We start from the raw sequence: 25,889 nt of genomic DNA, 5'->3' as shown, positions 1-25,889 counted from the left end.
AAAAAGAAAGGCTTTTCAGCCTTTCTTTTTTATGTCTTCTATAACTTTTATACAATGTTCGATATCATTAGATTGTAAGAGGTGAAAAATAGATTGGATGACGGTAAACTCTAAATTCCACCATTCTAACAACTGAAGTTTTTCAATGATATCAGAAGAAAACCGATATTTCATGAGACGCTGCGGGTTCCCTGCGACAATCGCATATGGAGGCACATCTTTTGTAATCAGACTATTTGCTCCAATGACTGCCCCGTTTCCTATCTGTACCCCTGACATGATTGTTGCTCCATATCCAATCCAAACATCGTGCCCTATACACACATCCCCTTTTGATCGTGGATGTCCTTCAATGTGGGCAGCATCTGTGAAAATTTGATTAAAGGGATATGTGGTGACCCAATCTGTTCGGTGTTCACCACCAAGAAAAACTTTTACTTCGTTTGCGATGGAACAAAACTTTCCTACATTCAGCGTTGTTCCTTCTCCCCACGTCAAGACTTGAAAATCTGGTCCAGCATAAGTGAAGTCACCGATATCATACGAACTGAGCTCACTTCTTTGGTTTAAAAACATAGAAGATCAGACCCCCTACAAAGTAATCGATCTTCGTATATATATGCCAGATGATAGGCTCACATTATGATTGGACAAGTGCAACGATCTGCTTTTTCTTCCATACCAGTCGATAATAGCCGTATTGGAGCAATAAGTTTACAAAAAAGGCTGCAGGATATCCTATCCAGATTCCTTTGATCCCAAGCGATGTATGGTGTGATAGCACATAAGCCACTGGTACTTCAACAAGCCAAATGGAACAAATACTAAAGATGGTCGGCCATAGAACTGTGCCACTTGCTCTCATTGTGGCTGCAACGATTTGTGCTGTTCCGAAAATGAGATAGCTCCATAGGGTAATCACGACCAAACTATATGCAATGTCAATCGTTGCAGGATCTGTTAAAAAGATAGATAAAATTTGCGGTGCGAAAATATAGACGAAAATAATAATCAATCCGCCTATCGCAAAGTTTAGCCCCAGCCCAATTTTAATGACATCTTTCAAACGATTCATGTTTCCTGCGCCAATGAATTGTGCGGCGAAAATAGATACTGCAATACCAAGGCTCACTGCGGGCATCTGTACATAACTTACAACTTGGTTGACAACGCCATAAGCTGCGGTCGCCTGTGATCCATAATCGTTGACAAAAGAAATGACAGCAATTTCTGATAAAGAAATGAGAATCATATTAATACTAGAAGGGATACTTAACTTTAATAGCGTTTTTAATAAATCCCCTTTCATCAATAAATGCTTTCTAACCGACGCATCAATGCGCAGCGGGTGCTTTGTTTTATAAAGATAGATATGAAGAATGATAAACGTAACGATTGTAGAAATCACAGAAGAATACGCAGCACCATATAAACCAAATGCCGGTAAACCAAGCCAGCCGAATAATAAAATTGGCAGCAATAAAATATTGGTTCCTGTACTAATCATTAAGAAATAAAATGGTGTTTTTGAATCTCCTGTTCCTCGTAAAAAAGTTGTATAGACAAAATAAAGAAATAAGATGGGCATGGAGATGAATAGGATTCTGGCATATGCCGCACTTTCCTCCACAATATTTGCAGGTGTCCCCATCAGATGTAAAATATCTGTGGCAAAAAAACCTCCAATGATAGCTAAAGAAAGTCCGATTAAAAAGGTGAACGAAAGCGTTGTACCGATAATTTCCTTTAACCTCTGCTCATTTTTTGCTCCGTATGCTTGTCCAATCAGGATCGAGCTCCCTGATCCAATCCCAATGGAAAAAGAAACAAGTAAAAAGAAAAGTGGAAAGAATGCAGAAATCGCAGCTACTGCATCCTCTCCAATCCATCTACCGACAAGCACAATGGAAACAAGCTGTCCAATTGATTGCAAAATATTGCTTAATAAAAGTGGAATTAGAAAGATCGACATGGTTTTTACTAAAGATTGATTATTATCTAACGTCATGATGGTTCTCCTTCTCTGTCTAAAGATCCTCAGCTAACATGCTGACAATGCGGTCTTCTATCTCTTTTCCTTTTTCGTCATCAACGAGATGATTCAATAAGATGGAAAAAGCAAGCGTTTTTCCACTCTGCGTTTCAATATATCCAGATAGTGTGCTGACCGTTGATAGTGTACCTGTTTTTGCACGCACTTTTTCTAGTGTAGCTGGTTCTTTCAATCTATTTCTTAATGTACCTCCCACCATACGCTCACTTGCCCCAGCTAACGGAAGTGCATGGACATAGGTGTTAAACCATTTTTCCTTTTGAATGTTTGTCAAAAATAACGTGAATTGATTTGCAGAAACAAGGTTAATCGGTGATATGCCTGATCCGTCTCTCAACACAGTCATAGATGCATCTATGCCATAGGCAGGAAGACGTTCATTCAGCACGTCAAGCCCTTTGTCAAAACTCCCTTTGTTCTTTACCCGCTTCCCAAGTTCTTTTAACAGAATTTCTGCATGTGTATTATTGCTTAATTTCATCATCGGAACAAGAAGATCGGATAAAGGCATTGATGAATGGGAAGCGATTTTTTTCGCTTTCTTAGGAACTTGTTTTGTTTTGAGTGGTCCTTTCAGCTGAACCCCCTCAGCCTTTAATGCTCGTTTCATTAAGTCTAAAGCATACGTTGTCGGTTCCCATAATGCGACCCATTGTTTAGACGAGGATGCTTTTAGCGGAATCGTTCCAGTCAGTGTAATTTTGTTTGTACCGTGAGAGCGTTTAAAAGATATTTTCTTCTTTCCGCCTTCTGGCACAGTTTTCACTTGATTGACAACTTGAGCGACGTCAGTCTTCGGGATCATCTCATAGCTGGCCTTCTGCCCTGCTTTCTTTCCCGGCTTGACTTCGAGAATGATCGTTCCTGCATCATAATCCTCATTCGGTGAAGCAGTAAGAGCAGATATTTGAGCGCCGTAATATTGATCTTCATCACTCCACGGCAGATCGATGGAATACCTTGTGTCATCAAACCAAGTATCATCAGCTGCAAGCTGTCCACGAATCGTATGTATTCCGGCCTTTTTGACTTGTTTGGCTAATGCGGCAAAATCGCTTTCTAACAATGTCGGGTCTCCAGTGCCTCGGAGATAAAGATTGCCGTGCAATGTTTTTTTGTGAATTGAACCATCTATCCAAACGTCTGTTGGAAAAGTGTGTGTTTCACCCAGTAGATCGAGTGCGATAGCAGATGTGAGTAATTTCATATTAGAAGCAGGAGTCAGACGGATGTCCGCTTGATGTTCATAAAGAAGAGAAGTGTCAGAAGTATCGCGTACGCTGATGCCAGCAATTGCGCCCTCTAAATCAGGTGCTGTTCGAATGAATTCGTCTAAAGAAGTGATCCATTTTGATTGATCATCATGAGCCGTTAGTTGTTCATCTTTCACTGAAAAAGGGAGAAATAACATCGACAAAATACATAGTTGTAAAAACATGACCTGTGAGAAACGTTTCACGCAATCCCTCCTTTTTAGAAAAGCAGCCAAATTTAGCAGATTATGTTCATTATACACAAAAGAACGTTTGTTCTCAAAGGTTTTTTAAACAGAAAAGTCAGCTTTCTTTGACGAAAACTGACAAGCCTCTTTTACCTTTTTTCAGGATTCCAGCCATCGCTTCCGCTAAGCACGGCTTGAACGGTGATTTGACTTGCTTCGTTTTTTGTTAATATCGTTGACCATTTCACCCGGTTTGCCACATGACTCCCTGCGCCCGTTGATCCATATTCTTGATATCTAGCCGTTCTTTCGTTGTCTTTGTTCTCCCAGTTATGCCATCCCTCAGCTTTAATATGTTCATCCATTTTTGTTTGGAGGAACGTGACAGCCGAATGTGGTCTCCATGGACGGCCTAAGTACACAGATTGAGACGAAGCCGTTCCTTTATTTAATGTGGAATCAATAAAAACGTAGCCATACTTTTGCGCTTCTGTTGTGGATGCCGCTGTAATATACCCATTTCCAAGACTTTTTATTTCAGCTCTTTTAAATACAGCCGTTGCTGAACCAAAGATGAAGTCAACCGTGCCCTCGATATAGCAATCTTCATAATATTGTCTCCCTGTGCCTGTGGCATAAAGTGTATCTTGATAACCTAGAACACGTACGTGTTTAAACACAACCCGGTCCCCGGATACATAAAGGGCAACCGCCTGCCCTGCGTTTCGGCCAGCTGTATTTTGAAACGTGATATTTTCTGCGTAAAAATGATTTGCCCGAATCATTGTACTAGAGCTATTGGTTGTGCTCCCGCTGCTTGCATTTGTATCATCATACGTCAGAATCGTCTGATACTGATTTTCTCCAATAAAGGACACATACGACTTATTTTGCGGAAGGAGAATCTTTTCTTTATACACACCATTTTTAATATATATCGTCGTTTGCTGTTGATTGTTCACTGGTATCGCATCAATGGCAGATTGAACCGTTCGAAATGTCCCATTTCCTTTTTGATCGACAATAAGCACGCGGTTTGTTTGATGGTTGTGTCCAGCTGCTTGCGCATAAGCTGAGTCAAAAAGCAGTAAGGCCAATACCATCATCAGCAGTCGTTTTCCATACTTCATCACACATCTCCCCCTTATATTGTGAACGTTTTCATTGACGTATTCTTTTTGATCCTATTCACTTATAAAACAAAAAAACACAAAAAAACATCCACTGTGTTAGGTTGTGGATGTTTTTTCATATTTCATCGCATAAATTCCTTCATTTTCAATCCATTCACAAAATAGGACGTCTTTATAGGAGGAAATGTGCTGCTTTTTCAATTGCTCTCTCAGCCACGCTTCATCAAATCCAGCTTCCTTTAAATCTTTTCTTAGAATCTCTCCGTCGATAATAAACGTTCTAGGCAATGTGACTTCTTTTCCTTTCACGTTCACATCTTCGGCTGTAGCTGGTGCATATTTCATTTTCGGAAGCACACTCACAGACCCATCCGTTTCCAAAATGGCAAATTCAATTTCATTAAGAGCAAAATGCCCTTTCGCTCGAATCAGCGTCTGCAACTGATTTAAATCGAGCATATTTTTCTTTAATCGATTGTAGTGAATCTTTCCTTTATCAATCACAAGAGTCGGTCTTCCTTCTAAAAAAGCGCGAATGGATTTGAATTTTTGTGAAAGCCATTCAACTGTGTAGATTAAAACGCCCCAGACTGCAACTGCAAAAAGGATATGTAGCACGCTGACTTCTGGATCAAAAATGGCGTTACCGACCATCTCCCCTAAAATCAGTGCAGAAATAAAATCAAACGGCGTGATTTGTGCAAATTGTGTTTTCCCTAATAGCTTTGTAATGGAAAATAAAGCGAAAAATCCGATAAAGAGTTCAATCAAAATATTAAAAAATGGCACACATATACCTTCCTTTCTCACTGCATGTATTTACAGCATGTACAGGAAAGGAAGGTTCTAAACCATTTATGAAGGCAGTAAAATAAAGACGTCGTCTCCCTCAACCAATGCTTCATATGTTTTCACGCATCCATGATCTGGTTCTTGAACATTTCCTGATGAAAGATTGATTTTCCAATCATGCATTGGACAGAAGACATGATCTCCGCTCACCATTCCTTCAGCTAGTACACCGCCTTTATGAGGACAGCGATTTTCAATGGCTTTGAACTGCTTGTTAGAGGTTTGAAAAACAGCTAATTCAAGTGGACCGGCTGCGACTGTTTTCCCTAGCTGCAATGGAAAATCTGATATTGTACCAATATGAACTTTTACAATTGAAACTGTCATCTGATCTCATCCCTTCAATTGATTTAGACGGAAGCAGTTGCCTTTTGAAATAATTGTCTTGTTTCTGTTTCGTTCTCTCGAATCTCTTGCCACGGTTCTTCATAAGTTGAAAGTGCGATGTCCATTCTTTCGATTAATGCTGCACGTTTCTTGTCATCTAGCAGTACCGTTTGGATATGATTCAATCCAAGCCGTTCAACCCAAGCGGATGTTCTCTCTAAATAATTTGCGGTTTCTCTGTAATATTGAAGGTAGGCTGCGGCCATTTGTTCTACTTCTTCTGCTGTACTTACTTTCATTAATAAGTCTCCAGCTCGTAAATGTGTCCCTCCATTCCCGCCAGCATACAATTCAAATCCCCCATCGATACCTACGATGCCAAGATCTTTAATCCCAGATTCAGCACAGTTTCTTGGACAGGCTGATACGGCCATTTTGACTTTGTGCGGTGTGGCAAGTCCTTCAAATTTCTTTTCAAGTGCGATCCCAAGAGAAATGGAATCTTGCGTTCCGAATCTGCAAAATTGTTCTCCAACACAAGTTTTGACGGTTCTTAATGATTTTCCGTAAGCATAACCAGACGGCATATCTAAATCAGCCCATACTTTTGGTAAATCTTCTTTTTTGACACCTAAAAGGTCGATTCGCTGCCCTCCAGTCATTTTCACAAGCGGTATCTCATATTTGTCAACGACATCCGCTATTTTTCTCAGGTCATTAGCATTTGTCACGCCCCCGTACATACGTGGAACGACCGAATAGGTACCATCGTTTTGGATGTTGGCATGCATTCGTTCATTCACAAATCGCGAGCTTTTTTCATCTTTGTAGTCAAGCGGATACATCATCCCTAAATAGTAATTCAGTGCAGGCCGGCACTTTGAACAGCCTTCTTCTGTTTCCCAGTCAAGTACATTCATCACTTCTTTGACATGCTGCAAACCTTTCTCTTTTATTTCATGAATCACTTCATCTCTTGATAAGGTGGTGCAGGCGCAGATGGTTTCTTTTTGCGCAGTGCGGTTTGCATCATCGCCTAAAGTGTGCCATAAAATCTCTTCCACAACAGATTGACAGCCTCCGCATGACCGAGAAGCACTTGTACATTGCTTGACCTCTTGTATAGTCGTTAGGCCTTCTTTTTGAATAGCTGCCACTATTTGACCTTTTGAGACACCATTACAGCCGCAAACGATATGGTCGTTTGCCATTTGTTCAATCGTGTTTTCTTGCGCCAGCTCATTTGATGTTAAGACAGATACTTTTTCCATATCTGACATATCAACACCTTCTCTAATGTACGAGAATAAACGTGGTCCATCGCTTGTTTCTCCAAACATGACGGCGCCGACTAATCGGTTTTGCTGGAAGACTAGTTTTTGATAAATACCTTGCTGTTCGTCAAAAATCTTAATCGCTTGTTTCTCATCATTTTCGATAAAATCTCCAGCTGAAAATACATCAACCCCTGATACTTTTAGCTGTGTCGATAGTACAGATCCTTCATAAGGCGCCGGAGACATGTCACATACATGCTGTGCGAGCACGTTTGCTTGATCGTATAATGGCGCGACAAGACCGTACGTTTGTCCTCTATGTTCAACACATTCTCCGACTGCGTAAATCCGCGGGACACTTGTTTCCATGAAATCATTGACGATAATCCCCCGGTTCACTTCAATGCCGCTCGTTTCGGCAAGCTTGTGATTCGGTTTAATTCCTGCCGCCATGACCACCATATCTGTCTCTAATGTAGAACCATCTGAAAATGTTAGCCCTTCTACCCTTGTATCTCCTAAAATCTCATTTGTCTGTTTTCCTAATAGAAAGCTCATGCCTTGTTTTTCTAAAGCTGCTTGCAGAAGCTGACCTGCCACCGGATCGAGCTGACGGTCCATTAAATGAGAGCCAAGGTGAATGACGGTCACTTCCATACCTAAGTTTAATAGACCACGCGCGGCTTCAAGTCCAAGGAGCCCGCCTCCAATGACGGCTGCTTTTTTGTACATCATAGATGCTTTGACCATTTCCTCTGTGTCTTGTAATGTACGAAAAGCTGTTACCCCTTTTTTATCGCTCCCTGGAATGGGCGGGATGAACGGGAGTGACCCTGTCGCTAAAATTAAACGGTCATAATGCACGGTCCGTCCTTGATCACTCATAACGGTTTGATTGTCTGGATCGATCTTCACAATGGTCTCATTTGTAAACAGCTGAATATGATGTTCCTTGTACCAATTCCAATCGTTTAACGTAATATCCTCTGTCTTTGTATCCCCTTGGAGAACTTTCGATAAAAGAATCCGATTATAGTTAGGATACGGCTCAGTTCCAAATACAGTCATGTCGAATCGTTCATTGTCCGTTTTTAAAATGTTTTCGAGCGTTCGGATACCAGCCATACCATTCCCTACTAATACGAGTTTTTCTTTCATGAAAAACACCCCTCATGTGATCGTTTTTTAGAAAGTACCATAATCTAAACAAAGATGGAAAATACATGTTAAAATTTCTCACATAGTTTTCAATTCTTGTAGGCTGACAGCTGTACAGGACAATTTTTAAAACCTGGCATTTTACTGTGTGGATCTAACTGTTTACCAATTAATAGGTTAATTGATTGATGTTTATTCCAGTGAAACGGAACAAACACAGTATCTTTTCGGATGCTATCTGTTATGTGGCACCTCATGATGACGCTTCCTCGTTTTGACTGGATGGTGACGAGCTCCCCGTGCTGAAATCCGTAAGCTTCGGCTGTGTCAGGATGAAGCTCTGCATAAGCTTCAAACTGCCGGGCAACAAGAGAGGTGCTTTTTCTTGTTTGAACGCCCGTTTGGTAATGAGCCATCACCCTGCCGGTCGTTAAATAGAGTGGATATTCTGGACTGACTGGTTCTTTTGCACCCTGTTGTCCATGTGCAACGACTGCAAATTTTGCTAATTGATCAGGATGTGAGAATTGATGCTCAAATAGTCTTTCTGTTCCTCGGTCTTCCAAATGAGAGCAGGGCCATAATATGCCTTGCGTCTTCCTTAACCTGTCATAGGTCATACCGGAATAATCGGCTTTGGCTCCTTTCGTTGCTGTTCTCAATTCCTCAAAGATGTCTTCTGCAGATGAAAAAGAAAAAGAGCCGCCTTTGCCTAATACTGCTGCTATATCACAAATGATTTGCCAATCGTGCTTTCTTTGGTGTTTGAGTGGATAGGTTGCTTCTCTCAGCGTAACGCGTCCTTCAATGTTCGTCATGGTCCCTTCGTCCTCTAAATATGACGAAGCTGGTAAAATAACATCTGCGAGTGCAGCCGTCTCAGAGATAAATAAATCAATTGCGACAAAAAAGGACAGCTGCTCGATGGCTTTTTTGATAAAGCTTGCATGCGGACCTGATTGAACGGGATTAGAACACATTAAAAAGAGCGCTTTTATCTCTCCTTTCTGCATTTTTTCAAACATTTCAAAAGCAGATACACCTTTTCCAGGCAGTTCTTTTTCATCGATCTTCCATATTTCAGAAATTTCTTTTCTATGTACTGGGTTTGTGATATCACGGTAACCAGGAAGCTGATCTGCTTTTTGTCCATGCTCTCTTGCACCCTGTCCATTTCCTTGCCCAGTAATCGCGCCATAGCCACACCCAATCCGTCCAATTTTCCCAGTAACAAGCAGAATATTCAGGAAATTACGAACGGATGCTGTCCCGTCTATTTGCTGCTCAATGCCTCTTGCAGTCAGAATCATGCCTGTTTTTTCGCGGGCGAATTTTCTCGCTATTTTTTGAATGACTTTCATCGATACACCGGTTTGCTGCGTAATGTCTTGCAGGGACATGTGTGAAATATGCTGTTTCATTTCTTGAAAACCTGATGTTCGTTTTTTAATAAATTCTTCGTCTAGTAACTGTTCATGAAGCATGACGTGTAAGATTCCATTTGCGAGTGCAGCATCTGACCCAGGCCTTAAGCTGACATGTAAGTCTGCTAGTTTGGCTGTTGCTGTTTTTCGCGGATCGATCACGATGAGAAATGCCCCGTTCTTTTTAGCTTCTTCCAAGTACGGCATGAGGGTCGGCTGACATTCCGCTATATTGGTTCCAACCAATAGTAAAACCCGGGCATGCTTGATGTCACGAAGCGGAAAGGTTAGACCCCGATCAAGTCCAAATGTTTGGTTAGCTGCTGTTGCTGCTGAAGACATACACAGTCTTCCGTTGTAATCAATGTATTTCGTTTTAAGGGCGACCCTTGCAAATTTTCCGAGTAAATAAGCTTCTTCATTTGTAATCGATGCACTACCATACACACTGATAGCATCGTACCCATGTTCCGTCTGAAGGGTTTGAGTGCGTGCTTTGATTTCGTCAAGTGCCTCCTGCCAAGTCACTTTGACAAATTGACCGTTTCTTTTGATGAGGGGGTGATTCAATCGTTCCTTGTGCAGTGCGTGCTGGTGGGCATGCTGCCCTTTCATACAGATCCTGCCGAACGTGGTTGGATTATGAATACCTATCGTCTGGTAGCGTGTTCGCCCTTCTGCGTGCTGCTCGACTAATTGCATTTTGCACTGCATACTGCAAAACGGACATTGAGATGGGAACACCCTTTTTCGCTCTTGCTGCTCTGATGTTTGCTGCACATATTGTAAAAAAGATTGATTCATACATTCACACCCTTTTGTCTACTTTGCTCAAATTGCTCGCAGAGCTCTTCTCTCATTTCCTCATCGAGCAATTTTTCTCGGATGGAAATGATGCCGTTTTTTTGGATCCAGTCTCCAATAGATTCTTGAAAATATGCACGTTTTCTATAGTCTTCAAGCAGTGCTTTTAAAAAAGGAATCAGCTCATCCCTTCGGCTCACAGAATAAAAAAGCTGACCTGCCTTAGGTTGACGTATGCTGCCTCCTATATAAATGTCCCATTCATCCAGCTGCTTCTTGATGCAGATGTCATAGATGGGGCTGAAATGACATATGCAGGAAGGACCAGCGATATGAATCGATGTGACTGCAGGTAAAAGCGTGTTTTCTAGTTGTCTTTCGATCTCCATGACAAGTGTTGTGACAGATGGATCGTGACGACAATCACATGAAAGAACATGAGAAAGTCTCTTGCTTTCTTGTGGCATGATGTGTCCATGTTCTTTTACAATATGGGCGGCCTCTTGTGAAATACCGATCAGCCGAATTCGTTTATTCTCCGTTAGTTCTACGTGCTGAATTTGCTTTTGCTCTAACAATCCGGTTATCATCTGTAAAAATGTCAGATCAAGACGGCCACCATATAACTGAGGCATTAGTATGTGCTCATGATCTGATGGGCTGTCTTTTACGAAAAGATCTTGAAACTGCTCAAGATAGTATGGAATGGCTGCTCGGCATTTGTCACAGCCGTTATCTGTCATCCAATTAAATTGTCTTCTTACTTGCTCTTCATTCAGCGGCTGCTGATTTTTTATATACGAAAAAATGGTCTGTTTCTCTACATTTGTGCACGAGCAAAACGTCTCCAGTGCTTCCGTTAGCTGATTTGATGAGACATGGCAGCAGGCACGAACAAGCTCTTGACAGCCTCCGCAGCCCGTTGCGGCCCCTGTCTGTTTTTTTATCTCTTCTAAATTTGTCAGCTGATGGACCGATATGCTTTTGAATATTGCTCCCTTCGTCACCGTATGGCATTGGCAGATGAGATCCTCTGCTTTTAATGAATCTAAAGGGGATATCTGCTCTTCATTCAGTGATTTCATGACTACGCTTTTATCACGCCCCACTTTTACATCCTGCAAAAGCTGCTCAGCTCTCTCAAGTTGACCAACTAATACAACGCCTGTGAGCACATCATGTTCAAACACTAGTTTTTTATATACTTCTTGTTCTTCATCTAAGTAAGTCACCACTGAAGCGGAGGGGGATCGGTTTACAATACTGCCAGCAGAATAAATAGATATGTCATTTGCTTTCAATTTTGTTGAATAAATGGCAGGAGGTAAATTCGTGACCAGTTCATCTAATAAATGATTCGCAAGCACGTTTGCTTGTTCATAAATAGGCTGCACAAGACCGTGCACCATCCCCTTATGCTCTGCACATTCTCCAATAGCATAAATATTCTCAACGTTTGTCTGCATGACATCATTTACAACAATGGCTTTTCTTGTATGAATGCCGTGCTGTTTTGCAAGCTCTATATTCGGACGGACCCCCGTTGTGAAAACCACGAGATCAGCATCCACGATATCTCCACTTTTTAACAGAACGCCTTCTACTCTCTCGTTTCCTAAACATGCAATCGTATGAGCATTTGTTTTTACCTGAATCCCCTTGCGACTTAATTGTTGAGACAAAAGCCCTGCAGCTGTTTCATCTAATTGGCGTTGCATAAGCCAATCCGTGTGATGAATCAAGGTTGCCTTCAGTCCAGCGATCTGTAAACCAGCGGCCACTTCCACACCAAGTACACCACCTCCAATGACTGCTGCACGCTCATAGCGAAAAGAATCAGCGTAAATGGCCTCATAATCGTCAATCGTACGAAAAGCATAGACCCCTTTTTTGGATACGCCTTGTATAGGCAGAAAATGAGGCGATGAGCCTGTGGCGATAACTAGTTTGTCATACGGGATTTTCCGGCGTGCTTCTGTCATGAGCAATTGACGCTTTGTATCGATGTGGACAACTGCTTCGCCTGTTTGGATGGTGATGTCATGTTTGGTGTACCATTCTTTTGGCTTTAGTTCAATTTGAGATAACGATTCACTTTTTTGTAAAACTGACGAAAGTTTTATTCGGTTGTAGGCCGGGTGCTTCTCTTTTCCAATGATTGTGATGGAATAGCGTTCTGGCTGTTTCTTTACGATATGTTCGATACATTTCATACTCGCCATGCCGTTTCCGATAAACACGAGTTTACGTTTTGCCATGTGAGATCAACCTTTCTAGCTTTTTGCGCCAAAGCAATGTTTGCCTAGATTATGGCACACATTTGTAAAAAAGTGTTTATCCATGTCATTTTTTCTAACACAACACTTCCATTCCTTCTATCAACTCGCTATCTTTGAGTCAGAAAATTCAAAATAAAGGAGGGGTTTTGTGAAACTCTCAGAATTGACTTCTAGTGGTCATCCTAAGACATTGTTTGGTTCATTTTTATATTTTGACGTGAGTTTCATGATTTGGGTTTTGCTGGGGGCACTCGGTGCTTTTATTGCACAAGATTTTGCCTTATCGACAATAGAAAAAGGCATGATTGTAGCCATTCCGATTTTATCCGGATCTTTTTTTCGAATTGTGCTAGGCCTATTAACAGACCGAATGGGACCTAAAAAAACAGCGATGATGGGCATGATTTTGACCACCATTCCGCTTATATGGGGGTTTTTCGGTGGTACAACCCTTTCAGAGCTAGTACTGATCGGGATTTTATTAGGGGTTGCAGGTGCGAGTTTTGCGGTCGCTTTACCGATGGCAAGCCGCTGGTATCCTCCTCATTTACAAGGGGTAGCGATGGGAATTGCCGGCGCCGGAAACAGCGGAACACTGATCTCGACACTCTTTGGACCAAGGCTTGCGGAGATGTATGGCTGGCATACAGTGATGGGGCTCGCTCTTATTCCTTTAAGTTTCGTCTTTTTGTTTTTTATTTTCACAGCAAAAGATGCACCAAACCAGCCGGCCCCTCAGCCGCTTCGGTCCTATTTTTCAGTCTTTAAAGTAAAGACAACGTGGTTTTTCTGTCTTCTTTATGCAATTACATTCGGTGGTTTTGTCGGCCTTTCAAGTTTCTTGAGTATTTTCTTTGTGGACCAATATGCGATTTCGAAAATTCATGCCGGTGATTTTGTGACGCTTTGCGTGGCGGCAGGCAGCTTCTTTCGGCCAGTTGGCGGTTTGATTGCCGATAAAATTGGCGGGATGAAAGTACTGCTCGGTTTATTTGCTTTGATTGGTATCTGTTTAGGGGCAGTGAGTAGTCTACCTGCTTTACCAGTGGTCATTGCGCTTTTATTTGTCGGAATGATGTGTCTTGGTATGGGGAATGGGGCGGTGTTCCAGCTTGTGCCGCAAGTGTTTCATAAGGAAATTGGGATTGTGACTGGAATTGTAGGGGCTGCAGGCGGCATTGGGGGATTCTTTTTACCAAACGTTCTTGGCAGTTTAAAAGAAATGACGGGCTCCTATACGTTTGGCTTTTTGACCATTTCTCTTTTTGTTCTTGCTGTCTTCCTCTGTTTGGTTGTATCCCAGTTCAAACGTAAAAAAGTCATTATCCAGCCAACCATGTCTGAATCATAAAAAGCCATGACCACTCTTTGGTCATGGCTTTTCTCTATATATGGTAAACACCCTTTGTTTGACCTATTTTGGCAGAACCGAACTCCCCATTAAATAACGGTCTACCTCGTGCGCCACTTGTCTGCCTTCGTTAATTGCCCAGACAATTAAGCTTTGACCGCGTCTTGCATCTCCCGCTGCAAATACGCCTTCTACATTCGTTGTATATTCCCCATATTTTGCGTCAATCCGATTGTTTTTGCTGTCCACGCCAAAGTGTTTCACTAGTGGCTGTTCAGTTCCCTCAAAACCAATCGCAATAAAGACTAGCTGAGCTGGCCATACCTTCTCTGTTCCTGGAATCTCATGAAATTCAAACTTCCCTTGCTCGTTTTTCACCTTTTCCATTTGAATGGTATGAAGCTCTTTTAACTTCCCATTTTTATCAGCCACAATCTTTGTGGTTTGAATCGAATATTGGCGCGGGTCTTCTCCAAATTTTGCTTGTGCTTCTTCGTAAGCATAATCTAGAGAGAAGACATAAGGCTGTTCTGGCCACATGTTATCCCCTTCACGTGTATCTGGAAGCTTTGGATGCTTTCCGAATTGAACAACACTTTTTGCTTTTTGGCGAAGTGCAGTTGCGACGCAGTCAGCGCCTGTATCTCCTCCGCCAATCACAATGACGTCTTTCCCTTTTGCGTCAATAAAGTTTTTATCTTTGAATCCTGAATCAAGCATGCTTTTTGTTGCGAGTGTTAAATAATCCATTGCCAGGTGAATCCCTTTTGCTTCCCTGCCTTCAATTAACAGGTCACGCTGCTTTTGTGCACCTGTACAAAGGATGACCGCATCAAATTGCTCTTTCAGTTCATCAGCCGTGATATCCACACCAATTTCTGTATTGGTCACAAAGTCAATGCCTTCTTGTCTTAAAAGTTTGACTCTGCGCTCAACGACTTCTTTGTCGAGCTTCATATTCGGAATACCATAAGTGAGCAGTCCGCCTAGACGATCAGATCGTTCAAACACGGTTACAGCGTGTCCTGCTTGGTTTAGTTGGTCTGCACTTGCCAGTCCTGCTGGTCCTGATCCGACAATGGCGATCTTTTTCCCTGTACGACTTGAAGGAATTCTTGGTGTAATCCAGCCATTTTCAAATCCTTTATCAATGATCGTCCGTTCGATATTTTTAATCGATACTGCTGGATCATTGATCGCGACGGTACATGAGCCTTCACAAGGTGCTGGACATACTCTTCCAGTAAATTCAGGGAAATTGTTCGTTTTTTGTAGTCTTTCAAGCGCTTCTTTCCATCTGCCCCGGTAGACAAGGTCGTTCCATTCTGGAATTAAATTGTAGATCGGGCAGCCAGAAACGCCGCCCCTGATCTCCATCCCAATTTGACAAAACGGTGTTCCGCAATCCATACATCTAGCACCCTGCTGTTTCAATACCTCATCTGTATAAGGAGCTGAATATTCTTTCCAGTCATTTTGACGAGTGAGAGGGTCACGTTCATTTGGCTTTTCTCTTTTATAATCCATAAAACCTGTTGCTTTGCCCATTGTCCTCTCCCCTTTCTTAATGAGCGACGGCTGCTTTTTGCCCGTTTGCCGTTTCTTTATTTTTCGGTTTTGTGTTTGCTTCAAATGCGAACATAACAGCTTCCTCGTGGCTGAGGCCTGCTTGTTTTTGTTCCTCAATGCTTTGAAGCATCATTTTGTAATTTCTCGGAATGATCTTAATGAATTGATTCTTTTCTTGTGCCCAGTTCTCTAAAAGTGCTGCTGCTTTTGAGCTGTTTGTATAATCAAGGTGTTCCTGAATCATTTGCTTCACTTCTTGTTCTTCTTCGTGATCTGTGAGTTTTTCAAACATGATCATTTCCATGTTACACATTCTTTTGAACTGTTTTGCATCGGATGTATGCACATAAGCGATACCGCCAGACATCCCTGCGCCAAAGTTCTTCCCAACGTCACCTAAAATGACAACACGTCCGCCAGTCATGTATTCACAGCCGTGATCACCGATTCCTTCAACGACCACATTGACACCTGAATTACGAACGGCAAATCGTTCACCTGCACGACCGTTAATATACGCTTTTCCGCTTGTCGCGCCGTAAAATGCAACGTTACCGACAATCACGTTCTCATGTCCATTTTGTACAAAGTGATCAGATGTTTTGACAGCAATTTTGCCTCCAGAGAGTCCTTTGCCGATATAGTCATTTGAGTCACCTGTTAAATATAAAGACATCCCCTTTGGAACAAATGCGCCGAAGCTTTGTCCAGCTGAACCAGTGAACCGAAGTGTGATCGTATCCTCTGGCAGACCTTCTTCTCCGTAGCGCTTAGACACTTCACTGCCCGTAATCGTTCCAGCTACACGGTGAATGTTGCGAATGTTTAGTGACAGATCAACCGGTGTTTGATGATCGAGCGCTTCCTGTACATAAGGGAGAATCTCATTCATATCCAGTGATTCATCAATTTTATGATTTTGCGGCGTTCTGAATGTGCGTGGTCCCTCTGGCTGATAAAGCAGGGTTTCAAGGTTCAGCTGTCCTGCTTTCCAGTGTGCTTTTGCTCTTTCACTTACTGATAAAACATCCGTACGCCCTATCAATTCATCCATTGATGTAAAGCCAAGCTCAGCTAAAATTTCTCTTACTTCCTCTGCAATAAACATCATGAAGTTGACAATGTGATCAGGGTCACCCATGAATTTTTTGCGAAGTTCCGGGTTTTGAGTAGCGACACCGACTGGGCAAGTATCTAAATGACATGCTCTCATCATGACGCATCCTAATACGACAAGTGGAGCTGTCGCAAAGCCGTATTCTTCTGCTCCTAAAATCGCAGCCATGACAACGTCGCGTCCTGTCATTAATTTGCCATCCGTCTCAAGAACGACTCGCTCTCGAAGGCCGTTTAAGACAAGGGTTTGATGCGCTTCTGCCAATCCAAGCTCCCAAGGAAGTCCTGTATGTTTAATACTTGTTTTCGGAGAAGCTCCAGTACCGCCATCATATCCACTAATTACGATGACATCCGCTGTCCCTTTTGCTACACCTGCTGCAATCGTACCAACGCCAGCTTTAGAAACTAGCTTGACACTGATGCGTGCATCACGGTTTGCATTTTTCAAATCATGGATCAATTGAGCCAAATCCTCGATTGAATAAATATCATGGTGAGGCGGTGGTGAGATTAGGCCAACACCTGGCGTAGAACCACGTACGTCTGCGACCCAAGGATATACTTTATTTCCTGGCAGCTGTCCGCCTTCTCCCGGCTTTGCACCTTGCGCCATTTTAATTTGCAGTTCATCTGCATTGACTAAATAATGACTTTTCACGCCAAAGCGGCCAGAAGCAATCTGTTTAATCGCACTTCTGCGATCATCCCCGTGCTCATCTACTGTGAAGCGTGCAGGGTCTTCCCCGCCTTCTCCGCTGTTGCTTTTGCCGCCAATTCGGTTCATCGCAATCGCTAGTGCTTCATGCGCTTCTTTACTTAGTGAACCAAATGACATCGCACCTGTCTTAAAGCGGCGTACAATGGATTCAGCAGATTCAACTTCTTCTAGACGAACTGGCTTTTGTTTTGAACGAAAAGCAAATAGATTTCTAAGGAAACCAATTCGTTCTTCATCCGCCGCCTTCGTATATTGCTTAAATAGATCATAATCTTCGTTGCGGCATGCCCACTGAAGGGTATGAATGGTTTTTGGGTTAAAGGCATGATGCTCTCCATTTTTTCTCCACTGGAACTCACTGCCTGATTCTAGCGTTTGATCTGTTGATGCCTGATACCCAGCCTCATGACGAAGCTTTGCTTCACTTGCAATGGTGTCAAGATCAATACCGCCTAGCTGTGAAGCTGTTCCTGTGAAATACGCCTGGATGACATCTTCACTAATGCCGACTGCTTCAAAAATTTGTGCGCCTCGATAGCTTTGGACAGTGGAAATTCCCACTTTAGACATTACTTTAACGACGCCCTCAGTCACACTTTTCCCAAACTTTGTGACAGCCTCATCAAAGCTAATCGCAATCGCTTCTTCAGCAATAAGCTGTTTGTATGTTTCGTAAACGAGGTACGGATGGATCGCATCTGCACCGTAGCCAATCAGTGCGGCAAAATGATGAACCTCTCTTACTTCTCCAGATTCGACGATTAAGCTCACCTTTGTTCGTAAGCCTTGACGCACAAGATGCTGATGAAGTGCACTCAATGCAAGAAGTGGTGGAATCGGCACTTTTTCTTCCGTCATGTCACGATCGGAAAGAATTAGTAAAGATACCCCTTCACGAATGGCTTTTTCTGCCTCTTCAAACATCGCATCAAGACCTCGTTTTAGGTCATCAGTGAAAAGTGTATGAATCGTTTTGCTTTTAAAGGCGTTATGAACAATTGTTTTCAAGCCGTTGAACTGCCCGCTTGTTAAAACAGGTGTATAAAGTTTAATTCTTCGGCATGAATATTCATTTGGATGTAAAATATCTCCTTCTGCACCTAACCAAGTCATGGTCGATGTAACAAGCTGCTCACGAATGGCATCAATCGGCGGATTCGTAACTTGAGCAAACAGCTGTTTGAAATAAGAAAACAGCGACTGTGCACGATCTGATAACACAGCAAGCGGTGTATCACTTCCCATTGAGCCAATTGGGTCCTTTCCTTCTTCGAGTAAAGGAATTAAATACTTTTGAATGTCTTCGTACGTATAATGGAAAGCACGCTGACGCGTTAACAAATCACTCATGATACTAGAATTTTCTGAATTTTCTTCAGAGCGATTGACGTGAACCATTTCTTCATCGAGCCATTTTTGATAAGGAAGTTCATTCGCAATCGAAGATTTCACTTCTTCATCCGAAATAATGCGTCCTTCTTCTAAATCGATTAACAGCATTTTACCTGGTTCAAGACGATCTTTATACTTCACATCTTCTTCATTTGTGTCAATGACGCCGACCTCAGATGAGAAAATGATATGATCGTCATTTGTCACGTAGTATCTCGCGGGTCTTAATCCGTTCCGATCTAAGATGGCGCCGATTTGTTTACCATCCGTAAACGAAATCGCTGTCGGACCATCCCACGGCTCCATTAACGAACTATGGTATTCATAAAATGCCCGTTTCTCTTTAGACATGTGCGTATTCTCCGTCCACGGCTCAGGAATCAGCATCATCGCTGTATGAGCAGGAGTACGCCCTGCAAGCACGAAAAATTCAAAGGCATTGTCTAAAATGGATGAATCACTTCCGTCTGCATTCAGCACTGGCAAAATCTTGTCTAGATCTTCTCCGAAGGCTTCAGACACGAATTGTTGTTCTCTTGCTCTCATCCAATTGATGTTTCCTCTTAATGTGTTGATTTCTCCGTTATGAATTAAGTAACGGTTTGGATGCGCTCGTTCCCATGTCGGGAATGTATTTGTACTAAATCTTGAGTGAACGAGTGAAAATGCAGAAACAAATGTTTCATCCTGTAGATCAAGATAAAAAGCATCAACTTGATCTGATGTTAAAAGCCCCTTATATACAATGGTTTGACTAGACAGACTGACAAAGTAAAATTGTTTTTCCTCTGCTGTTCCCCAGTTTTCAGCCTGCTTGCGGATGACGTATAATTTTCGTTCAAATGACAAACGGTCTGTTACGTTGTCGTTTGCTCCGATGAACACTTGCCGGACAACCGGACAGCTCTTCGCTGCAACCGTTCCAATTTTCCCAGCATCAACAGGGACCGTTCTCCAGCCAATTAATGTTTGTCCTTCTTGTTTAATGAAGCCGTTGATCTTTTGTTCGATCGCTTGACGCGTTTTGGCATCATCATCTTTTGAAAAGAACACCATTCCTACCCCGTAACGGCCCTTTTCAGGAAGTGCAAAGTCTTGACAGTTCTTTCTAAAAAAAGCGTCTGGCAGTTGTACCATTAATCCGGCACCATCACCTGTATACGGATCACTGCCTTGCCCGCCGCGGTGATCAAGCTGGCACAGCATTTGCAATCCCTTTTTGACGATGCTATGTGTCGCCTCCCCTTTTAAATGGGCGTACAGTCCGATTCCACATGCATCATGTTCAAATTCAGGACGGTAGAGACCTTGTGGTTGTGGTAGTTGATTATAAGTCATCGTTTCTCTCCCCCGTTTAAAAGATCCGTTTTTTCACAGTAATAAAATCTCACAAACTCTGTAACTTATTTTAAGTTTTCAAATTAATATAAACAATATATAATTTAGATCAAAACAATCTCTTTTTGAGATAGATGGGTGTGAAGTGCAAAAATGGAGCTTCGTCAATTACGTTATTTTGTAGAAGTTGCTGACCGTGAACACGTGTCAGAAGCGGCTGAAAACTTACACGTTGCCCAATCTGCCATCAGCCGGCAGATTGCCAATTTAGAAGAAGAACTTGGAGTGGCTTTATTCGAACGAGAAGGACGAAATATCAAATTAACGAAAATCGGCAGACAATTTTTGGACCATGTCAGAACCGCCCTAAAAGCGATAGATTACGCCAAAGAACAAATTGATGAATACTTAGACCCCCACAAAGGGACAGTGAACATTGGATTTCCTACAAGTCTAGCAAGCCAAGTGCTCCCTTCTGTCATTTCCGCATTTAAGCTGGAATATCCAGAGGTCGACTTTTTACTCCGGCAAGGTTCCTATAAGTTTCTGATTGAAGCTGTCAAAAATCGAGACATTGATCTTGCCTTTTTAGGACCCGTCCCGACAAACGATCCTCAAATAGAAGGAAATATCTTGTTTTCCGAAAGCATTTATGCCCTTTTACCTATTAGTCACCCCTTTAGCGGGCAAAGAAGTATTCATTTAAGTGATTTGAGAAAAGACCATTTCGTTTTATTTCCTGAAGGATATGTGCTGAGACAAATTGCGGTTGATGCCTGTAAGCAGGCTGGCTATGAGCCAACTATCTCATCTGAAGGAGAAGATTTGGATGCCATTAAAGGTCTTGTGTCAGCGGGTATGGGCGTTACTTTATTACCCGAAAGTGCTTTTTATGAAACAACACCGCGATTTACAGTGAAAATTTCCATTGATTTCCCTCAAGTGAGAAGAACGGTCGGAATTATTGCGTCTAAATCGAGAGAGATGTCTCCTTCTGCCCATGATTTTTATATGTTTGTAAAGGACTTCTTTTCAAAAATTGAACAATATAAATAATTCATTAAAACAAGACATTTCATTTGTAGAAATAATCCCTCTTTGTATATGATGAGTTACAGAACAACAGACTATATGGAAGAAAGGTAATCGTATGAAATCAATTTTATCGTTTTTAAAGCCCTATCGGCTATCCGTTGTGTCCATTGTGATTCTCACCTTTTTAAGCAGTATGCTCCAGCTGTATTTACCGACGCTTACGGCAGATATCGTTGATGTCGGGATCGTCCAAGGAGATGTCGCTTATATATGGAAAGTTGGGGGCTGGATGGTGGGTTGTTCTTTACTTGCCATCTTGCTCACGATTTGGAAGTCCTACTTGTCATCTAAGACAGCTCTAGGCTTCGGGCGTGATATGAGAAGACAGCTGTTTGTGCATGTCGAACAATTCTCATTAGAAGAATTTCAAAAAATCGGGACATCTTCCTTTATTACAAGATCCACAAATGATGTGAAACAAGTTCAAGATGTCACGATCATGATCTTACAAATGATGACACGGGCGCCTCTTATGCTCGTTGGTGGAATTATTTTGGCTGTATCTAGAGATGCTGTGTTATCTCTCATCTTTTTAGCAGCTCTTCCCCTTCTTGGCGGGTTCATTTATTTGGTGTCAAGAAAAGCAATCCCCCTCTTTGGCCAGCTTCAGAAAAAAACGGACCGGCTGAACTTGATTATGAGAGAGTCGCTTTCAGGCATTCGGGTCATTCGTGCGTTTAACCGAGTAGATGACGAAAAGGAACGTTTTCAAGAAGCCAATACATCGTATAAGGATACTGGCCTTAAGGTCAATCGATTAATGGCGTACTTGTTCCCTTTTATGCTCATTATCATGAACTTCACGAATATCGGCATTGTCTGGATTGGCGCTAATCGGATTGATGCCGGACAGATGGAAGTCGGGAATCTGATCGCCTTCATTCAATATGCGATGATGATTTTAATGGCACTCATTATGCTGTCTATGAGTTTTATTATGGTGCCTAGAGCTCAGGCATCAGCTAAACGGATGAATGAAGTGTTAAATCTAGAACCAAAAATTAAAGACAAAAAAGAAGCTGTCACTAAACTTGATCAGCCAGCCCAGTCCATTCGCTTTGAGAATGTGTCATTTTATTATTCAAATGCTGAAAAACCAGCCGTTCAAGACATGACGTTTGAAGCCAAAAAGGGTGAAACGACGGCGATCATCGGCAGTACAGGTTCCGGGAAAACGACACTTCTTCAGCTGATGACACGTTTTTACGAGGCAACAGAAGGAAAAATTACATTAGATGGTGTCGATATTAGAGAATTGCCTCAAGAGAAACTGAGAAGTCAGATGGGTTATGTTTCTCAAAAAGCCATTTTATTTAGCGGAACCATTGCCGATAATGTGCGCTTTGGCAAACGAGATGCTACAGATGACGAGATTTGGCAGGCACTGCGGACAGCACAGGCCGAAGAATTTGTTTTGCAAAAAGATGGCGGAATTCACGCAGAGATAGACCAAGGGGGTTCGAATCTCTCTGGCGGTCAAAAACAACGTCTTTCGATCGCAAGAGCACTCGTAAGAAAACCCGCATTCTACCTGTTTGACGATAGCTTCTCTGCCCTTGATTACAAAACGGATGCAAAACTTCGGTCAGCGCTAGAAACTGAAAAAGAGCATGCTGCTTTGATTATTGTGGCTCAAAGAATCAGCACAGTGAAGCATAGCGATAAAATCATTGTGTTAGATGATGGAAAAATAGCAGGTATCGGTACACATGAACAGTTACTGAAAGATAACCTTGTCTATCAAGAGATAGTCGCATCACAGGAAGGTCAGGAGGTGGAGCAAGGATGAGTAAAAAAATGTCTACTGGAATGGGACATAAAGGCGGTCACCCAAGGGGCCCAGTACAAAAACCGAAGGAATTTAAAAAAACACTTCTTCGTTTAACGGGCTATTTAAAACCGAGGAAATTTCAGCTGATCATTGTCCTGATTGCAGCGATCGGTTCAACCGTTTTTAATGTCGTCAGTCCAAAATTACTTGGGGATGCCACCTCTTCCCTATTTGAAAGTTTTACACAAGGAACTGGCGTTCAATTCGATGTCATTTCACGCATTTTATTGCTGCTTGTTCTATTATATGTCGTAGCATCTCTTTTCTCATTCGTGCAGCAATATGTAATGGCGGGTGTCTCGCAGCAGACCATTGCTGAATTAAGGCAAGAAGCAAATGACAAGCTCACACGTCTCCCCCTTCGTTATTTTGATAAAACAACACACGGAGACACGCTGAGCCGGGTGATGAACGACATTGATAATATTAATACTTCTTTACAGCAGGCACTCACGCAAGTGATCACATCTGTTATTACAGTCATTGGAATTGTCGTCATGATGCTTTTCATCAGTCCGCTACTGACGCTGCTTGTTTGTTTGACGCTGCCTCTTAGTTTGTTTGCGATTCGAGGCATTACATCATTTTCGCAAAAGCATTTTAAAGCACAGCAAAAAGAACTAGGGATGATCAATGGACATATTAATGAAATGTTCACAGGACATCAGACGGTTCGTGCGTATGGCTATGAAAAGAAAGCCATTGATACATTTGATCAATTAAACGAACAACTATATGAATCTTCAAGAAAAGCACAATTTATCTCCGGCTTAATGATGCCGATGATGACCTTTATTGGGAATCTTGGCTATGTGGCGGTAAGTGTTGCTGGCGGAATTCTTGTCATTAATGGGAATATTCGTGTTGGGGATGTGCAAGCATTTATCCAATACACACAACAAATGTCGCAGCCGCTTGTGCAAGCATCCAGTGTTGCAAACTTAGTTCAATCTGCTATCGCTTCTGCTGAACGGGTGTTTGAAATTCTGGATGAAGAAGAAGAACATGCGGAAGAAGATGCAGCGATTGATCTTAAATCCCTTTCCGGAGATGTGGCCTTTGAGCACGTTCACTTCGGTTATGAGAAAGATCAACCCATTATTAAAGATTTGAATTTACAAGTCCGAGAAGGACAAACGGTGGCCATTGTTGGGCCAACAGGCGCTGGAAAAACAACGATTATTAATCTGTTAATGCGCTTTTACGAGCTAGATCAAGGCTCCATTCGCATTGGCGGCGTAAAAACAACCGACCTCAGCCGAGAGCAAGTGCGTGACTTATTTGCGATGGTTCTTCAGGATACATGGCTCTTTGAAGGCACAATTTATGACAACATCGCATATGGCAGACCAAATGTTTCAAAAGAGGATGTGTTGAAGGCCGCTAAACATGCCTATGCAGACGATTTCATCCGCACCCTTCCAGATGGATATGACACACTCTTAACAGAAGATGCCGGCAACCTCTCACAAGGTCAGCGTCAACTGTTAACCATCGCCCGTGCCATCTTATCTGATCCGAAGATATTAATCTTAGATGAAGCAACAAGCAGTGTCGATACACGGACAGAGATGCATATTCAAAAAGCGATGAATGAATTAATGAACGGCAGAACAAGCTTCGTCATTGCACATCGACTTTCAACGATTAAAGATGCCGATCTCATTTTAGTCATGAAAGATGGCACGATCATTGAAAAAGGAACTCATCGTGAGCTTTTGAAAGAAAAAGGCTTTTATGCCGACCTCTATATGAGTCAATTTGCCGAAAACCAAGTCGGTTAAACAGCACCAAAAAGGATAGACAGCATGTGAAAATGCCTGTCTATCCTTTTTGTGATGCCTTAAGCTTCCCGTTTTCTGACTTTCACACTGAGTTTTGTCATGTAATCCGCTTCATTTTTAGACATCAGAGAATGAAGTAAATACTCCTCAAAGACATCTCCATCCAGTATCATATCCTCTGCTTCGATTCGATCTAATAAACGTGAATAGGCAGTCTCCATCTCTTCATATGTTCCTTGTTGATACATGACTGCATATAGACCCGCAGGCTTTTTGACTGCATCCGGCCCTTCCATTCGGCAAAACAGCCTATCAGACTGATGATAATGACGCTGCAAAAACTGCTCCTTGTTTAAAACAGAACCATTTGCCGCGGCACCTTTAATACCAATTCCTTTCAGAAATTCTCCTACAATTCGAGAAATTTCTTCTACAGGTGTATTTGAATCAATTGGGTTTGATGTACTGAGGACGATCGGTTCTTCTGGCAGTTCTTGAAACAAGACCTCCCCTGTTTTCACTGATGATAATTCATTCGTTGTCTCGATCACACGAAAAAGAAAAGATTGAATATCCTGTAGTTTTTGGATCTCCTCCCCGACCTTTTCTGCTTGCTCAACAGCCAGGCTTTGCAATTTATCCTGAGAAGGCTCAGTAAAGTATTGTTTTAATTGCTTGATCGGAAATTGAACAGCACGAAGAGATTGAATGGCCATGAAATGATCAAACTGTTCAAATGTATAATAGCGGTACCCATTTTCCTGAACACCTGCCGGCTTAAACAAATCGATCTTATCATAATAGAGCAGTGTATCTTTTTTCACTTCAAATAATGCCGCAAATTCTCCAGTTAAAAATGTTTTTTGAACATCGCTCATCATTTTTAGGGCTCCTTTCTTGACTATGGAGTTACTCCATCCTTTATGATAACATGCAGAAACACC

At 42.1% G+C, this 25,889-nt stretch carries 16 protein-coding genes; 4 read left to right on the top strand and 12 right to left on the bottom strand.

Features of this window, described 5'->3' with window-relative positions; genetic code table 11:
- Positions 1 to 15 precede the first annotated feature (15 nt).
- The 9 genes from MHH23_RS11750 to nirB (MHH23_RS11710) all read right to left on the bottom strand — a co-directional run bounded on the left by MHH23_RS11750 (position 16) and on the right by nirB (MHH23_RS11710) (position 12,727).
- Positions 16 to 576: a CatB-related O-acetyltransferase gene (locus MHH23_RS11750; protein ID WP_072368391.1), complete on the bottom strand. Its 561-nt coding sequence runs from the start codon at positions 574 to 576 to the stop codon at positions 16 to 18.
- A 64-nt stretch (positions 577 to 640) separates the two neighbouring features.
- Entirely contained in the window at positions 641 to 2,008 is a 1,368-nt protein-coding gene (locus tag MHH23_RS11745) for an MATE family efflux transporter (RefSeq protein WP_057079442.1), read from the bottom strand.
- A gap of 19 nt (positions 2,009 to 2,027) precedes the next feature.
- Positions 2,028 to 3,512, bottom strand: coding sequence for a D-alanyl-D-alanine carboxypeptidase/D-alanyl-D-alanine endopeptidase (dacB, locus tag MHH23_RS11740; RefSeq protein WP_268431749.1), 1,485 nt, complete (start codon positions 3,510 to 3,512; stop codon positions 2,028 to 2,030).
- 131 nt (positions 3,513 to 3,643) lie between these two features.
- The gene (locus tag MHH23_RS11735; RefSeq protein WP_268431751.1) at positions 3,644 to 4,624 is read right to left on the bottom strand and encodes a pectinesterase family protein; all 981 of its coding nucleotides are present in this window, start codon (positions 4,622 to 4,624) and stop codon (positions 3,644 to 3,646) included.
- 99 nt (positions 4,625 to 4,723) lie between these two features.
- The gene (locus tag MHH23_RS11730; protein ID WP_024718337.1) at positions 4,724 to 5,416 is read right to left on the bottom strand and encodes a DUF421 domain-containing protein; all 693 of its coding nucleotides are present in this window, start codon (positions 5,414 to 5,416) and stop codon (positions 4,724 to 4,726) included.
- 66 nt (positions 5,417 to 5,482) lie between these two features.
- Positions 5,483 to 5,806 carry a nitrite reductase small subunit NirD gene (gene nirD, locus MHH23_RS11725; protein ID WP_008346593.1) on the bottom strand — a complete coding sequence of 108 codons (324 nt, stop codon included), beginning with the start codon at positions 5,804 to 5,806 and terminating at the stop codon, positions 5,483 to 5,485.
- A gap of 23 nt (positions 5,807 to 5,829) precedes the next feature.
- Positions 5,830 to 8,241, bottom strand: a complete 2,412-nt coding sequence (gene nirB / locus MHH23_RS11720) for a nitrite reductase large subunit NirB (protein ID WP_268431753.1) — start codon at positions 8,239 to 8,241, stop codon at positions 5,830 to 5,832.
- A gap of 89 nt (positions 8,242 to 8,330) precedes the next feature.
- A complete protein-coding gene (gene nasC, locus MHH23_RS11715; protein ID WP_268431754.1) occupies positions 8,331 to 10,469 on the bottom strand; it encodes an assimilatory nitrate reductase catalytic subunit NasC in 2,139 nt (712 codons plus the stop codon).
- Positions 10,466 to 12,727: a nitrite reductase large subunit NirB gene (gene nirB / locus MHH23_RS11710; RefSeq protein ID WP_268431755.1), complete on the bottom strand. Its 2,262-nt coding sequence runs from the start codon at positions 12,725 to 12,727 to the stop codon at positions 10,466 to 10,468. Before nirB (MHH23_RS11710) ends, nasC begins: the two co-directional genes overlap by 4 nt.
- Positions 12,728 to 12,896: 169 nt before the next feature.
- Between nirB (MHH23_RS11710) and MHH23_RS11705 the strand changes: the two genes are divergently transcribed.
- Positions 12,897 to 14,099: a nitrate/nitrite transporter gene (locus tag MHH23_RS11705; RefSeq protein WP_017367412.1), complete on the top strand. Its 1,203-nt coding sequence runs from the start codon at positions 12,897 to 12,899 to the stop codon at positions 14,097 to 14,099.
- A 63-nt stretch (positions 14,100 to 14,162) separates the two neighbouring features.
- Here the strand turns inward: MHH23_RS11705 and gltD are convergent, their stop codons facing one another.
- Complete coding sequence (gene gltD / locus MHH23_RS11700) at positions 14,163 to 15,647, bottom strand: glutamate synthase small subunit (protein WP_268431757.1); 1,485 nt, start codon at positions 15,645 to 15,647, stop codon at positions 14,163 to 14,165.
- A gap of 16 nt (positions 15,648 to 15,663) precedes the next feature.
- Complete coding sequence (gene gltB / locus MHH23_RS11695; RefSeq protein WP_138825896.1) at positions 15,664 to 20,235, bottom strand: glutamate synthase large subunit; 4,572 nt, start codon at positions 20,233 to 20,235, stop codon at positions 15,664 to 15,666.
- 153 nt (positions 20,236 to 20,388) lie between these two features.
- Between gltB and MHH23_RS11690 the strand changes: the two genes are divergently transcribed.
- The 3 genes from MHH23_RS11690 to MHH23_RS11680 all read left to right on the top strand — a co-directional run bounded on the left by MHH23_RS11690 (position 20,389) and on the right by MHH23_RS11680 (position 24,945).
- Positions 20,389 to 21,291 carry a LysR family transcriptional regulator gene (locus tag MHH23_RS11690; protein WP_340959530.1) on the top strand — a complete coding sequence of 301 codons (903 nt, stop codon included), beginning with the start codon at positions 20,389 to 20,391 and terminating at the stop codon, positions 21,289 to 21,291.
- Between the two features lie 94 nt (positions 21,292 to 21,385).
- On the top strand, positions 21,386 to 23,119 hold the full coding sequence (locus MHH23_RS11685) for an ABC transporter ATP-binding protein (RefSeq protein ID WP_327855648.1): 1,734 nt from the start codon (positions 21,386 to 21,388) through the stop codon (positions 23,117 to 23,119).
- On the top strand, positions 23,116 to 24,945 hold the full coding sequence (locus MHH23_RS11680) for an ABC transporter ATP-binding protein (RefSeq protein WP_340959528.1): 1,830 nt from the start codon (positions 23,116 to 23,118) through the stop codon (positions 24,943 to 24,945). The genes MHH23_RS11685 and MHH23_RS11680 overlap by 4 nt, the downstream gene beginning before the upstream one ends.
- Before the next feature lie 59 nt (positions 24,946 to 25,004).
- Here the strand turns inward: MHH23_RS11680 and MHH23_RS11675 are convergent, their stop codons facing one another.
- Positions 25,005 to 25,826 (bottom strand): MerR family transcriptional regulator, encoded by an 822-nt coding sequence (locus tag MHH23_RS11675; RefSeq protein ID WP_259254495.1) that lies wholly within the window; start codon positions 25,824 to 25,826, stop codon positions 25,005 to 25,007.
- Positions 25,827 to 25,889 lie beyond the last annotated feature (63 nt).

The sequence above is a fragment of the Bacillus sp. FSL K6-3458 genome (assembly GCF_038005045.1).
GTDB classification, from domain to species: domain Bacteria; phylum Bacillota; class Bacilli; order Bacillales; family Bacillaceae; genus Bacillus; species Bacillus altitudinis.
Note: the sequence above shows the minus strand (reverse complement) of the source record. Positions and strands in the feature narration are given on the sequence as shown.